The organism is Kitasatospora albolonga (genome assembly GCF_039535905.1).
GTDB lineage: Bacteria > Actinomycetota > Actinomycetes > Streptomycetales > Streptomycetaceae > Kitasatospora > Kitasatospora albolonga.
On the sequence record NZ_BAAAYB010000057.1, the window covers coordinates 1 to 13,349 of the forward strand.

The following is a 13,349-nucleotide window of genomic DNA, read 5'->3' on the forward strand; positions in this document are numbered from 1 at the left end:
ATCGCCGACCAGGCGCTCGGCGAGCTGCTGGAGTCGATCCTGGTCGGCCGCACCGAGCGCCACCTGGCGATGGAGCTGGAGCGCCGGATGATCGACCACGGCGCGGACCGGGCCGCCTTCCCGGTCTCGGTCGGCACCGGCAGCCACTCCGGCCAGGAGGCCCACCTGCCCACCGACCGCCGGGTGGAGGAGGGTGACTTCCTCACCGTGGTGCTCGGCGCCCAGTACCGCGGCTACCGGGTCTCCACCGCCCGCACCTTCGTGATCGGCGCCGCCCCCGCCCCCTGGCAGGTCGACCTGCACCGCCTGGTCTTCCGCGCCCAGCGGGCCGGCCGGGAGGCCCTCCAGCCGGGTGTCCCGCAGCACGCACCGGACCTGGCCGCCCGCGAGATCCTCCAGTCCGCGGGCCACGCGGGCAACGCCGTGCACCCGCTCGGTCACGGCATCGGACTCGAGATCAGGGAGGCGCCGCGTCTCGGGCCCGCGGACATGGGTAAACTGGACAATCGCGTGCCGGTCACCGTCGGCCCCGGGGTGCACATCCCCGGAAAGGGCGGAGTCCGGATCGAGGACACGCTCGTGGTGCGCCCCCTCGAAGAGGGCGGGCCCGAGCTGCTCACCATCACGACCAAGGAGCTCCTCGCGCTGTAGCCGCCCCGGCGGCCGCGGCACGCGCAATCCCTTGGTTCCTTGACAGCTATATCCAGGAGTAAGTGCGCCCGTGGCTTCCACGAACGATCTCAAGAACGGCATGGTCCTCAACATCGACGGCAAGCTGTGGTCCGTCGTCGAGTTCCAGCACGTGAAGCCCGGCAAGGGCCCGGCCTTCGTGCGCACCAAGCTCAAGGAGGTCCTCAGCGGCAAGGTCGTCGACAAGACCTTCAACGCCGGCGTCAAGGTGGAGACCGCCAACGTCGACAAGCGCACCATGCAGTTCTCGTACAAGGACGGCGAGAACTTCGTGTTCATGGACATGGACACCTACGACCAGCTCACCATCGAGCCGTCCGTGGTCGGCGACGCCGCCAAGTACCTGCTCGAGGGCTTCGAGGCCCTGGTCGCGCAGAACGACGGCTCCCCGCTGTACGTCGAGCTCCCGGCCGCCGTCGAGCTCGTGATCGCCGAGACCGAGCCGGGCGTCCAGGGCGACCGCTCCACCGGTGGCACCAAGCCGGCCACCCTGGAGACCGGCACCGAGATCCAGGTGCCGCTCTTCGTCACCACCGGCGAGAAGGTCAAGGTCGACACCCGCGACGGCAGCTACCTGGGCCGGGTCAAGTAACCGTGTCCGCTGCTCGCACCAAGGCCCGCACCCGGGCCTTCCAGATCCTCTTCGAGGCCGACCACCGCGGGGTCGACCCCCAGCGGGTGCTCGCCGACTGGATCGCGCGGGCGCGCGACCCCAAGCCGGACGAGGGCATCCCGCAGGTCGGCGAGTACACCATGCAGTTGATCGAGGGCTACGTGCAGCACGCCCGCAAGATCGACGAGCTGATCTCGACCTACGCCGTGGGCTGGACCCTCGACCGGATGCCGATCGCGGACCGCAACGTCCTGCGCCTCGGTGCCTACGAGCTGATCTGGGAGGACGGCGTCCCGGACGCGGTCGTCCTGGACGAGGCCGTCGAGATCGCCAAGGAGTACTCCACGGACGACTCCCCGGCCTTCGTCAACGGCCTGCTCGCCCGCTTCCTGGAGCTCAAGCCGACCCTGCGTCGCGACTGAGCACCGAGCCACGGAGCCGCCGGCCCCTTCGGGGGTCCGGCGGCTCTGTCGTTCCCGGGGGCGGCTGGCCTATGGTGGCTACTGACGGGTAACTGCTCTGCGAAGGCGGCTCCACCGATGACCACCGCGATCCTCAGCGAGTTCGACCAGGGCATCGCCCTCAAGACCGACGGGCCCCGGGGCGTACCGGGCGGAGTTGGGCGAGGGCTGGCAGATCGGCGGCGGGATCAACGGGGGACTGCTGCTGGCGGTGGCGGGGCACGCGCTCTCGCTCGACCACCCCGAGCACCCGGATCCGGTCTCGATCAGCGGGTACTACCTGTCGGCCTCGGTGCCCGGGCCGGCGGAGGTGCGGACGGAGTCGGTGCGGCGGGGGCGTTCGCTCTCCACCGCGACGGCCTCGCTGAGCCAGGGCGGGGAGGAGCGGCTGCGGGTACTCGCCACCTACGGGGACCTGAGCACCCATCAGGGGGAGGTGCGGACCACCGCGGTGGCGCCGCAGCTGCCGCCGGTGGAGCAGTGCATCGGCGTGGAGCACGCGCCGCCGCAGCTGATCTCGCAGGCCGCGCTGCTGGAGCGGTTCGACCTGCGGCTGGACCCGGCCAGCGTCGGCTGGGCGCTCGGGCAGCCGTCCGGGCGGGGGCTGATCCAGGGCTGGTTCAAGCTGGCCGACGGGCGCGAGCCGGACCCGCTCTCGCTGCTGCTGGTGGCCGACGCGCTGCCGCCGGTCACCTTCGACCTCGGCATGCCCGGCTGGGCGCCCACCATCGAACTGACGGTCCATCTGCGGGCCCGGCCGGTGCCCGGCTGGCTCCGGGTGGTGCACTCGACCAGGAACCTGGCGGCGGGTCACTTCGAGGAGGACTGCGAGGTCTGGGACGCCTCCGGCCGGCTGGTCGCCCAGTCCCGCCAGCTGGCCCGGGCGCCGCGGCCGCCGAAGTAGTCAGCCGAAGTAGGACGGCTCGCGGACGGCGAGGCTGGTGGCCATGGCGGCCAGGGTCCCGTCCGTCACGTGCACGCCATCGGCGGTCAGGGTGACCATCGACCCACCGTGGCGGACGAAGAACGCCACGGTGCTGGACTGCATGACGGCCCGCCAGGTGGTGTCGGTGAGCGCGGTGCAGGCCAGGGACGGTCTGCGCGGCGACGAACCAGACGACCAGCGGCGCCGTGGTGACCACCCGGACGGCGGGGCGGACGTCGAGCAGGTGCAGGGCGATGCCGGCCAGCACCGAGAGGACGGTGACGGAGCCGAGGACGCCGAGGACGATCCAGTTCAGGCAGCCCCAGCCGTCGGCCGTGCACCAGCTGCGGTCGGCCCGGGCGGTCAGCCACCCCCGCGCCGAGCAGGGCCGCGCCACCCACCGATCCCACCAGGGCCGCCCGCAGCACCCGTGATCCGAACATCCCGCTTCCCCCCCGTCGGCGTGCCATCCGCAGAGCAGTGTGGGGGGCGCGGGTGAACCGCGCATGAGCACCCGTACTCAGGCGCTCGCGGTGGCGGATGCGTCACGGACGGTTACAGGCTTGTGACGTGCGGTACGTGTGCGCCCGCCGGGGAGGGGGAGGTAGAGGGGCAGCGGCACTCCGCCGCCGACGAACCATCAGGAGCCTCCGATGAGCCGTAACGGTCGCCCGTCCCGCGCCTCCCGCTGCACCTCCCACCAGCCGGCCCGACACGAGGACCAGGCGTTCGTGACCGGCATCCTGGCCGGCCCGGAGGACTTCGAGCGGGTGCGGGAGTGGCGGCTGACGGACGCTCCGGACTACGACGCCTACCTGCTGGACACCGCGGTGCTGCTCCAGGAGGCGCGGCGCAGTTTCGGGGTGGTGCAGGCCCGGGTGTTCCACCCGCAGGACTTCGCCGAGTTCTGCCTGCTGCACGGGCTGGACCCGGCGGAGCAGACCTCCCGGGACCGCTACCTGGTCAACCCGCCGCTGCAGACCCAACTGCTGCCCTACCAGGGCGAGGAGCTCTCGGGGGACTTCCTGCCGCGCCTGGTGCGGGCCCGGGAGAACGGGCTGACCCTGCGCCACGCGGACCTGCTGCTGGACGGCGGGCTGTACGCGGCGGAGGAGGACGCCGACCCGGCGGTGCGGCGGGCCTACCAGGCGGGGGCGGAGGTGTTCCGCCGGATGCTGGTGGGGGCCGGCCCGGGCACGTACGAGTTCCGCTGCGCGGTCGGGGCGCCGGGCGGGCGGCTGACGGCGGAGGCCCGGATCCTGCACTGGGAGGACGGCGTGGTGCGGATCAACGACGAGGACCTGGACCTGGTCTGCGCGGTGCTCTGCGCCGGGCTGTACCGGGAGCTCCCGGGAGCGGCGCTGCTGCACGGGACCCAGGGCTCGGCCTGCGGGGAGTACCGGCAGACGGCCTGGGGCTGGCAGGGCGGCGGGCACGGGTACGTGCCGGCGGCGGTGGAGCTGGACGGGGTGGCGTCCGGGCCGGGGTTCAGCCTGGGGACGGTGTGCTGACCGGGGGGCCGGGACGCGCGAACGGCGGAGCGGGCCCCGCGGGGGGCCGCTCCGCCGTGACGTTTCTGCAGGTGACGTCAGGTCAGTTGACGTCCTCCTCCCGGACGGCGCGGCGCGCGTCCGGGTTGAGCACGCCCCAGCTGATCAGCTGCTCGGTGAGGATCGAGGGGGACTGGTCGTAGATGACGGCCAGGGTGCGGAGGTCGTCCTGACGGATCGACAGCACCTTCCCGTTGTAGTCGCCGCGCTGGCTCTGGATGGTGGCCGCGTAGCGCTGCAGCGGGCCGGCCTTCTCGGACGGCACCTGAGTCAGTCTCTCCAGGTCGAGCACCAGGCGCGGCGGCGGCTCGGCCGCGCCGCCGGGGGTGCCGCCGGGCAGCAGCTCCTGGACCGGCACGCCGTAGAACTCCGCCAGCTCCGCGAGGCGCTGCACCGTGACCGCGCGGTCGCCGCGCTCGTACGAGCCGACCACCACGGCCTTCCAGCGCCCCTGGGACTTCTCCTCGACGCCGTGCAGGGAGAGCCCCTGCTGAGTGCGGATCGCCCGGAGCTTGGCCCCGAGCTGCTTCGCGTAGTCGCTGGACATTGGTCTCCCCGGACGAGATTGCTTCGCGTTGAAGGGTGAGCACGAGCGGGCTGGTGGTTCAGCTGCCGGACCCGGCTGCGTTACCGGTGGGTTCGGCGGCGGTCTCGTAACTCACTGTGAGGTTACGTAGAGTGAGGTAGTTGCGTCAAGCCGAATGGTGCACTCGTGCGATTGGGCCCCTGACCAGGCAGACATGATCCCCCTGTTAGGATGGCGGCGGCTTCCGGCGCAGCCCGGGGGTCGTTCCACAGACATCCTTTAAAGCCCGTCCTGTGAGGCGGGGAAGGAGGTCGGCTTCGGCATGACCACACGCACTGACTCAGCGCGTCCACCGCACCAGGTGCTGGACGCCACCGATGTGACCCGGGTGATCACCCGGATCGCGCACGAGATCGTCGAGCGCGCCAAGGGCGCGGAGGACGTCGTGCTGCTCGGCATCCACACCCGCGGGGTGCACCTCGCCCGCCGCCTGCAGGCCAAGCTGGCCCAGATCACCGGCCGCGAGATACCCATGGGCACCCTGGACATCACGATGTACCGGGACGACCTGCGGCTGAAGCCCGCCCGGGCCGCCGAGCACACCGAGATCCCGGCCGACGGGATCGAGGGCAAGCTGGTCATCCTGGTCGACGACGTCCTCTTCTCCGGCCGCACCATCCGCGCCGCGCTCGACGCGCTGAGCGACATCGGCCGCCCGCGCGCCGTCCAGCTCGCGGTGCTGGTCGACCGGGGCCACCGCGAACTGCCGATCCGTGCCGACTACGTGGGCAAGAACCTGCCGACCTCGCTGCGCGAGGCGGTCCAGGTCCGGCTCGCCGACGTGGACGGCCGGGACGCCGTGCTGGTCGGGGACCGCGACTACGCGGCCCGTTCCTCGCAGGCCTTCGCCTCCGAGCCCTCCGGGGAGTAGCGGCCGGGCGGTGCTCCGTGCCCGCCCCGCCGTGCTGCCTCGTACCCCCGTACCGAAGACCCCCGGAGCACAGTCATGACCACGTACCTGATCCGCAACGCCCAGATCCTGGGCGGCGCCCCGCAGGACCTCCTCCTCGCCGAGGGCGTCATCCAGCAGATCGGCACCGACCTGGACGCCACCGCCGACGTCGAGATCGACGCCCGCGGCCTGCTGGTGCTGCCCGGCCTGGTGGACCTGCACACCCACCTGCGCCAGCCCGGCAAGGAGGAGGCCGAGACCGTCCTGACGGGCACTCAGGCCGCCGCCATGGGCGGCTTCACCGCCGTGCACGCGATGGCCAACACCACCCCGACCGCCGACACCGCCGAGGTGGTCGAGCAGGTCCACCGCCTGGCCCTGGAGGCCGGCTACTGCGACGTGCACCCCGTCGGCGCCGTCACCGTCGGCCTGGAGGGCAAGGAGGCGGCCGACTGGGACGGCATGCACCGCTCCGCCGCCGCCGTCCGGGTCTTCTCCGACGACGGCAAGTGCGTGGACGACGCCGTGATGATGCGCGCCGCGCTGGAGTACGCCAAGAGCATCGACGGCGTGGTCGCCCAGCACGCCCAGGAGCCCCGCCTGACCGAGGGCGCCCAGATGAACGAGGGCACCGTCTCGGCCGAGCTCGGCATGCCCGGCTGGCCCGCCGTCGCCGAGGAGGCGGTCATCGCCCGCGACGTCGCGCTGGCCGCGGCCACCGGCGGCCGGCTGCACGTCTGCCACCTCTCGACCAAGGGTTCGGTGGAGATCGTCCGCTGGGCCAAGTCCCGCGGCCTGGACGTGACCGCCGAGGTGACGCCGCACCACCTGCTGCTCACCGACGAGCTGGTCCGCACGGGCGAGGCGGTCTACAAGGTCAACCCGCCGCTGCGCACCGAGGAGGACGTGCTCGCGCTGCGCGCCGCGCTGGCCGACGGCACCATCGACGCGGTCGGCACCGACCACGCGCCGCACCCCGAGGCGGACAAGACCTGCGCCTGGGCGGTGGCTGCGATGGGCATGGTCGGCCTGGAGACCGCGCTCTCGGTGGTCCAGCAGACCATGGTGGACACCGGCCTGATGAACTGGCAGGGCGTGGCGGACCGGATGTCGCACCGCCCCGCGCGGATCGGCCGTCTCACCGGGCAGGGCCGCCCGATCTCGGTCGGTGAGCCCGCCAACCTGGTGCTGTTCGATCCCGCGTACCGTGGGACCGTGACCCCCGACGCCTTCGCCACCCGCAGCCGGAACACCCCCTTCAAGGGCCTCGACCTGCCCGGGAAGGTGCACGCCACCTTCCTGCGCGGCACCGCCACGGTGCTCGCCGGGGCCCTGACCGAGCTGGGTGAGGACGCGTGATGCTCCTTCAGCTGGCCCAGGAGAAGGCGAAGATCACCGACTGGACCCCGTACCTGGGGTGGATGGCCGGCCTGGCGATCCTGGTCGGGCTCGTCTACTGGCTGATGCGCCAGGGCTGGAACTGGCGCCGCACGCTCCAGTCCGACCTGCCCCCCGCTGCCGGAGGTGCCCGCCGACCCGGGTGCGCCGCTGCTGGAGGCGAAGGGCCGCTACCACGGCTCGACCACCGCCGGGAACTGGCTGGACCGGGTCGTCGCGCACGGCCTCGGCACCCGCAGCCTGGCCGAACTCACGCTCACCGAGCGGGGCCTGCTGGTCCGCCGGCCCGGTGACGTGGACCTCTGGATCCCTGCGGGCAGCCTGACGGCCGCCCGGACGGACTCCGGGATCGCGGGCAAGGTCGTGCCCGCCGGACTCCTCGTCATCACCTGGGACAACCAGGGTGTCGCGCTGGATTCCGGCTTCCGGGCCGACCACCCTGAGGAGCACACCGCCTGGGTCGAGGCGGTCGAGGCTCTCGTGACACGACGTACGACGAAGAAGACGGAAGAAGAGGCCGCCAAATGACCGCACCTGCCCCCACCACCACGCGCCACAGGCGGGAGCGCATCCCCGCCGTGCTCGTCCTGGAGGACGGCCGGGTGTTCCGCGGCCAGGCCTACGGCGCGGTCGGCGAGACCTTCGGCGAGGCCGTCTTCAACACCGGCATGTCCGGCTACCAGGAGACCCTGACCGACCCGTCCTACCACCGCCAGGTGGTCGTCATGACGGCCCCTCAGATCGGCAACACCGGCTGGAACGACGAGGACGACGAGTCCTCGCAGATCTGGGTGGCCGGCTACGTGGTCCGCGACCCCTCCCGGGTCACCTCCAACTGGCGCTCCGAGCGCTCGCTGGACGAGGAGCTGGTCCGCCAGGGCGTCGTCGGCATCAGCGGCGTGGACACCCGCGCCCTGACCCGGCACCTGCGCGAGCGCGGGGCGATGCGGGTCGGCATCTTCTCCGGCGAGGCGCTGGCCGACGAGGCCGAGCTGCTGGCCCGGGTCGGCCGCGCGCCCGAGATGAAGGGCGCCGACCTGTGCGCCGAGGTCGCCACCAAGGAGACCTACGTCGTCCCGGCGATCGGTGAGAAGAAGTACACCGTCGCCGCGCTGGACCTCGGCATCAAGGGCATGACCCCGCACCGGATGGCCGAGCGCGGCATCGAGGTGCACGTCTTCCCGGCGAACTCCACCGCCGAGGAGCTGTACGCGGTGAACCCGGACGGCGTGTTCTTCTCCAACGGCCCCGGCGACCCGGCCACCGCCGACCACCAGGTCGCGGTCGCCCGCGAGGTGCTGGCCAAGAAGACCCCGTTCTTCGGCATCTGCTTCGGCAACCAGATCCTCGGCCGGGCGCTCGGCTTCGGCACCTACAAGCTGAAGTACGGCCACCGCGGCATCAACCAGCCGGTGCAGGACCGCACCACCGGCAAGGTCGAGGTCACCGCGCACAACCACGGCTTCGCCGTGCAGGCCCCGCTGGACAAGGTGAGCGACACCCCGTTCGGCCGCGCCGAGGTCTCCCACGTCTGCCTGAACGACGACGTGGTCGAGGGCCTCCAGTGCCTGGACACCCCGGCCTTCTCGGTCCAGTACCACCCCGAAGCGGCAGCGGGCCCGCACGACGCGGCCTACCTCTTCGATCGCTTTGTCGACCTGATGGCCGGTGCCCCGGCCCGCACCACCGCAGGGAGCTGACCCGTGCCGAAGCGCACTGACATCAAGTCCGTCCTGGTGATCGGCTCCGGCCCGATCGTCATCGGCCAGGCCGCCGAGTTCGACTACTCCGGCACCCAGGCCTGCCGGGTGCTCCGCTCGGAGGGCCTGCGGGTCGTCCTGGTGAACTCCAACCCGGCCACGATCATGACCGACCCGGAGATCGCCGACGCCACCTACGTCGAGCCGATCACCCCGGAGTTCGTCGAGAAGATCATCGCCAAGGAGCGCCCCGACGTGCTCCTGCCGACCCTCGGCGGGCAGACCGCGCTCAACACCGCGATCTCGCTGCACGAGAACGGCACCCTCGCCAAGTACGGCGTCGAGCTGATCGGCGCCAACGTCGAGGCGATCCACAAGGGCGAGGACCGCCAGCTGTTCAAGGGCGTGGTCGAGGCCGTCAACGCCAAGATCGGCCACGGCGAGTCCGCCCGCTCGGTCATCTGCCACTCGATGGACGACGTCCTCAAGGGCGTGGAGACGCTCGGCGGCTACCCCGTCGTCGTGCGCCCCTCCTTCACCATGGGCGGCGCCGGCTCCGGCTTCGCCCACGACGAGGAGGACCTGCGCCGCATCGCCGGCCAGGGCCTGACCCTCTCGCCGACCACCGAGGTGCTCCTGGAGGAGTCCATCCTCGGCTGGAAGGAGTACGAGCTCGAGCTGATGCGCGACAAGAACGACAACGTCGTGGTCGTCTGCTCGATCGAGAACTTCGACCCGATGGGCGTGCACACCGGTGACTCGATCACCGTCGCCCCGGCGATGACCCTGACGGACCGTGAGTACCAGACGCTCCGTGACATCGGCATCGCGATCATCCGCGAGGTCGGCGTCGACACCGGCGGCTGCAACATCCAGTTCGCGATCAACCCGGTCGACGGCCGGATCATCGTGATCGAGATGAACCCGCGCGTCTCCCGCTCCTCGGCGCTGGCCTCCAAGGCCACCGGCTTCCCGATCGCCAAGATCGCGGCCAAGCTGGCGGTCGGCTACACCCTGGACGAGATCCCCAACGACATCACCGAGAAGACCCCGGCCTCCTTCGAGCCCTCGCTCGACTACGTCGTGGTCAAGGTGCCCCGCTTCGCGTTCGAGAAGTTCCCGAGCGCCGACGCCACGCTGACCACGACCATGAAGTCGGTCGGCGAGGCGATGGCCATGGGCCGCAACTTCCCCGAGGCGCTGAACAAGGCGCTGCGCTCGCTGGAGAAGAAGGGCTCGCAGTTCAGCTGGACCGGCGAGCTCGGCGACAAGGCCGAGCTGCTGACGAAGAGCCAGGTCCCGACCGACGGCCGGATCAACACCGTCATGGACGCCATCCGGGCCGGCGCCACCCCGGAGGAGGTCTTCGACAACACGAAGATCGACCCGTGGTTCGTCGACCAGCTCTTCCTGATCAACGAGATCGCCGAGGAGCTCGCCGAGGCCGAGAAGCTCGACCCCGAGCTGCTCCGCCACGCCAAGCGGCACGGCTTCTCCGACCAGCAGATCGGCGAGATCCGCGGCCTGCGCTCCGACGTGGTCCGCGAGGTGCGGCACGCGCTGGGCATCCGCCCGGTCTTCAAGACCGTGGACACCTGCGCCGCCGAGTTCGCCGCCAAGACCCCGTACTTCTACTCGTCCTACGACGAGGAGACCGAGGTCGCCCCGCGCTCCAAGCCCGCCGTGATCATCCTGGGCTCCGGCCCGAACCGCATCGGCCAGGGCATCGAGTTCGACTACTCCTGCGTGCACGCCTCCTTCGCGCTCGCCGAGGCCGGGTACGAGACCGTCATGGTCAACTGCAACCCGGAGACCGTCTCCACCGACTACGACACCTCCGACCGGCTCTACTTCGAGCCGCTCACCCTGGAGGACGTGCTGGAGATCGTCCACGCCGAGCAGCAGGCCGGCCCGGTGGCCGGCGTGCTGGTCCAGCTCGGCGGGCAGACCCCGCTCGGCCTGGCCCAGGCGCTCAAGGACAACGGCGTGCCGATCGTCGGCACCCAGCCCGAGGCCATCGACCTGGCCGAGGAGCGCGGCGCCTTCGGCCGCGTGCTGCGCGACGCCGGCCTGCCGGCCCCCAAGCACGGCACCGCCTTCTCCTTCGAGGAGGCCAAGGCGATCGCCGACGAGATCGGCTACCCCGTGCTGGCGCGCCCCTCGTACGTGCTCGGCGGCCGCGGCATGGAGATCGTCTACGACGAGGCCTCGCTGGCCTCCTACCTGGAGCGGCACGCCGGTCTGATCTCCGAGCACCCGGTGCTGATCGACCGCTTCCTGGACGACGCGGTCGAGATCGACGTGGACGCCCTCTACGACGGCCACGAGCTCTACCTCGGCGGCGTGATGGAGCACATCGAGGAGGCCGGCATCCACTCCGGCGACTCGGCCTGCGCCCTGCCCCCGATCACCCTGGGCGGCTACGACATCAAGCGCCTGCGGGTCTCCACCGAGGCCATCGCCAAGGGCGTCGGCGTCCGCGGTCTGATCAACATCCAGTTCGCGCTGGCCGGGGACATCCTGTACGTCCTGGAGGCCAACCCGCGCGCCTCGCGCACCGTGCCCTTCACCTCGAAGGCCACCGCGGTGCCGCTGGCCAAGGCGGCGGCCCGGGTCTCGCTCGGCGCCACCATCGCCGAGCTGCGCGCCGAGGGCCTGCTGCCGAGCGAGGGCGACGGCGGCACGCTGCCGGCCGACTGCCCGATCTCGGTCAAGGAGGCCGTGATGCCGTGGAGCCGCTTCCGCGACATCCACGGCCGCGGCGTGGACACCGTGCTCGGCCCGGAGATGCGCTCGACCGGTGAGGTCATGGGCATCGACAAGGTGTTCGGCACCGCCTACGCCAAGGCCCAGGCCGGCGCCTACGGCGCCCTGCCCACCAAGGGCAAGGTCTTCGTCTCGGTCGCCAACCGCGACAAGCGCAACCTGGTCTTCCCGGCCCGCGCGCTGGTCGAGATGGGCTTCGAGGTGCTCGCCACCTCCGGCACCGCCGAGGTGCTGCAGCGCGGCGGCATCCCGTCCACCGTGGTGCGCAAGCACAGCGAGGGCGAGGGCCCGAACGGCGAGAAGACCATCGTCCAGCTGATCCACGAGGGTGAGGTCGACCTCATCATCAACACCCCGTACGGCACCGGCGGCCGTCTGGACGGCTACGAGATCCGCACCGCTGCGGTGTCGCGCGGCGTCCCGTGCCTGACGACCGTTCAGGCGATGGGCGCGGCGGTGCAGGGCTCCGACGCGCTGCTGCGCGGCGAGGTCGGCGTGATGTCGCTCCAGGAGCACGCGGCCCTGATCAACGCCGGGCGCAAGTAGCTCATCCCCGTGGGGGGCACACCGCAGGTTGGGGTGCCCCCCACACCCATGTCCGCTTTCTGTTCCGAGGAAGGGTGCGACCCCGTCGTGTACAAGCTGCTGTTCGATCTGGTCTTCAAGAAGATGGACCCGGAGAAGGCGCACCACCTGGCGTTCTTCTGGATCCGGCTGGCCGCTTCGGTGCCCGGGCTGCGGCAGCTGGTGAAGCTGGTGCTGGCGCCGCGTCACGCCTCGCTGCGCACCACCGCCTTGGGGCTGGACCTGCCCGGGCCGTTCGGGCTGGGGGCCGGCTTCGACAAGAACGGGATCGGGATCGACGGGCTGTCGATGCTGGGCTTCGACTACGTCGAGATCGGCACCGTGACCGGTGAGCCGCAGCCGGGGAACCCGGCGCCGCGGCTGTTCCGGCTGGTCGAGGACCGGGCGCTGATCAACCGGATGGGCTTCAACAACCAGGGCTCGGCGCGGGTCGCGGCGCGGCTGGCCGGACGGGCCCGGACCGGGCTCACGCCGGTGGTGGGCGTGAACATCGGCAAGACCAAGGTGGTGGAGGAGGCCGACGCCACCGCCGACTACGTGAAGAGCACGGAGCGCCTGGCCGAGCACGCGGACTACCTGGTGGTGAACGTGAGTTCGCCGAACACGCCGGGGCTGCGCAACCTGCAGACGGTGTCGACGCTGGCACCGCTGCTGGTCGACGTGCGGCGGGCGGCGGACCGGTCGGTGCCGCACCACGTGCCGCTGCTGGTGAAGATCGCGCCCGACCTGGCGGACGAGGACATCGACGCGATCGCCGACATGGCGATGGAGATCGGGCTGGACGGGATCATCGCGACCAACACCACCATCGGGCGGGAGGGGCTCAAGGAGTCCGCGGCCCGGGTGGAGGAGATCGGGATGGGCGGGCTGTCCGGGGCTCCGCTGAAGGCGCGGTCGCTGGAGGTGCTGCAGCGGCTCCGGGCGCGGACGGAGGGTCGGCTGGTGCTGGTCGCCGTGGGCGGCATCGAGACGGCGGACGACGCGTGGGAGCGGATCACGCACGGGGCCGATCTGGTGCAGGGGTACAGCGCGTTCATCTACGAGGGGCCGTTCTGGATGCGGAAGGTGCACCGGGGGCTGGCGGCGCGGTTGAAGGCGAGCGGGTACAAGAGCATCGCGGAGGCGGTCGGGACGGCGAAGGCCTGAGCGCCGGTCCGTGGGCGGGGGTGACTGCGCGGCGCGG

The 13,349-nt window shown here is 71.5% G+C and carries 13 protein-coding genes and 1 pseudogene; 12 read left to right on the forward strand and 2 right to left on the reverse strand.

Annotation, left to right across the window (positions count from 1 at the left end; translation table 11 throughout):
• The 4 genes from ABD946_RS13475 to ABD946_RS13490 all read left to right on the forward strand — a co-directional run.
• On the forward strand, positions 1–651 hold a 651-nt coding region (locus ABD946_RS13475; RefSeq protein WP_345283285.1), incomplete at its 5' end, for a M24 family metallopeptidase.
• Between the two features lie 70 nt (positions 652–721).
• Positions 722–1,282 (forward strand): elongation factor P, encoded by a 561-nt coding sequence (gene efp, locus ABD946_RS13480; protein ID WP_345283286.1) that lies wholly within the window; start codon positions 722–724, stop codon positions 1,280–1,282.
• 2 nt (positions 1,283–1,284) lie between these two features.
• Positions 1,285–1,725, forward strand: coding sequence for a transcription antitermination factor NusB (gene nusB, locus ABD946_RS13485; protein WP_345283287.1), 441 nt, complete (start codon positions 1,285–1,287; stop codon positions 1,723–1,725).
• A gap of 196 nt (positions 1,726–1,921) precedes the next feature.
• Positions 1,922–2,668 (forward strand): thioesterase family protein, encoded by a 747-nt coding sequence (locus ABD946_RS13490; protein WP_345283288.1) that lies wholly within the window; start codon positions 1,922–1,924, stop codon positions 2,666–2,668.
• Here ABD946_RS13490 and ABD946_RS13495 read toward each other — a convergent pair whose 3' ends face one another.
• On the reverse strand, positions 2,669–2,812 hold the full coding sequence (locus ABD946_RS13495) for a hypothetical protein (protein ID WP_345283289.1): 144 nt from the start codon (positions 2,810–2,812) through the stop codon (positions 2,669–2,671).
• Positions 2,813–2,943: 131 nt separating this feature from the next.
• Here ABD946_RS13495 and ABD946_RS13500 point away from each other — a divergent pair, with 131 nt between their 5' ends.
• Positions 2,944–3,123, forward strand: coding sequence for a hypothetical protein (locus tag ABD946_RS13500; RefSeq protein ID WP_345283291.1), 180 nt, complete (start codon positions 2,944–2,946; stop codon positions 3,121–3,123).
• A 219-nt stretch (positions 3,124–3,342) separates the two neighbouring features.
• Positions 3,343–4,200: a hypothetical protein gene (locus ABD946_RS13505; protein WP_345283292.1), complete on the forward strand. Its 858-nt coding sequence runs from the start codon at positions 3,343–3,345 to the stop codon at positions 4,198–4,200.
• 82 nt (positions 4,201–4,282) lie between these two features.
• Here the strand turns inward: ABD946_RS13505 and bldD are convergent, their stop codons facing one another.
• Positions 4,283–4,786, reverse strand: coding sequence for a transcriptional regulator BldD (gene bldD, locus ABD946_RS13510; RefSeq protein WP_345283293.1), 504 nt, complete (start codon positions 4,784–4,786; stop codon positions 4,283–4,285).
• A gap of 301 nt (positions 4,787–5,087) precedes the next feature.
• Between bldD and pyrR the strand changes: the two genes are divergently transcribed.
• The 6 genes and pseudogenes from pyrR to ABD946_RS13540 all read left to right on the forward strand — a co-directional run bounded on the left by pyrR (position 5,088) and on the right by ABD946_RS13540 (position 13,312).
• Entirely contained in the window at positions 5,088–5,696 is a 609-nt protein-coding gene (gene pyrR / locus ABD946_RS13515; RefSeq protein ID WP_345283295.1) for a bifunctional pyr operon transcriptional regulator/uracil phosphoribosyltransferase PyrR, read from the forward strand.
• 75 nt (positions 5,697–5,771) lie between these two features.
• Positions 5,772–7,076: a dihydroorotase gene (locus ABD946_RS13520; protein ID WP_345283296.1), complete on the forward strand. Its 1,305-nt coding sequence runs from the start codon at positions 5,772–5,774 to the stop codon at positions 7,074–7,076.
• A pseudogene (locus ABD946_RS13525) lies at positions 7,076–7,643 on the forward strand (PH-like domain-containing protein). The gene ABD946_RS13520 and the pseudogene ABD946_RS13525 overlap by 1 nt, the downstream one beginning before the upstream one ends.
• Positions 7,640–8,815, forward strand: a complete 1,176-nt coding sequence (carA, locus tag ABD946_RS13530; protein WP_345283297.1) for a glutamine-hydrolyzing carbamoyl-phosphate synthase small subunit — start codon at positions 7,640–7,642, stop codon at positions 8,813–8,815. The pseudogene ABD946_RS13525 and the gene carA overlap by 4 nt, the downstream one beginning before the upstream one ends.
• Before the next feature lie 3 nt (positions 8,816–8,818).
• Positions 8,819–12,127 (forward strand): carbamoyl-phosphate synthase large subunit, encoded by a 3,309-nt coding sequence (carB, locus tag ABD946_RS13535; RefSeq protein WP_345283299.1) that lies wholly within the window; start codon positions 8,819–8,821, stop codon positions 12,125–12,127.
• Positions 12,128–12,214: 87 nt separating this feature from the next.
• Positions 12,215–13,312 carry a quinone-dependent dihydroorotate dehydrogenase gene (locus ABD946_RS13540; protein WP_345283300.1) on the forward strand — a complete coding sequence of 366 codons (1,098 nt, stop codon included), beginning with the start codon at positions 12,215–12,217 and terminating at the stop codon, positions 13,310–13,312.
• Positions 13,313–13,349 lie beyond the last annotated feature (37 nt).

Bases quoted from the DNA above. Each gene is read 5' to 3' on its own strand.
- ABD946_RS13495 (WP_345283289.1), bottom strand. From the start codon at position 2,812: ATGCAGTCCAGCACCGTGGCGTTCTTCGTCCGCCACGGTGGGTCGATG.
- ABD946_RS13500 (WP_345283291.1), top strand. From the start codon at position 2,944: ATGCCGGCCAGCACCGAGAGGACGGTGACGGAGCCGAGGACGCCGAGG.
- ABD946_RS13505 (WP_345283292.1), top strand. From the start codon at position 3,343: ATGAGCCGTAACGGTCGCCCGTCCCGCGCCTCCCGCTGCACCTCCCAC.
- bldD (WP_345283293.1), bottom strand. From the start codon at position 4,786: ATGTCCAGCGACTACGCGAAGCAGCTCGGGGCCAAGCTCCGGGCGATC.
- pyrR (WP_345283295.1), top strand. From the start codon at position 5,088: ATGACCACACGCACTGACTCAGCGCGTCCACCGCACCAGGTGCTGGAC.
- ABD946_RS13520 (WP_345283296.1), top strand. From the start codon at position 5,772: ATGACCACGTACCTGATCCGCAACGCCCAGATCCTGGGCGGCGCCCCG.
- carA (WP_345283297.1), top strand. From the start codon at position 7,640: ATGACCGCACCTGCCCCCACCACCACGCGCCACAGGCGGGAGCGCATC.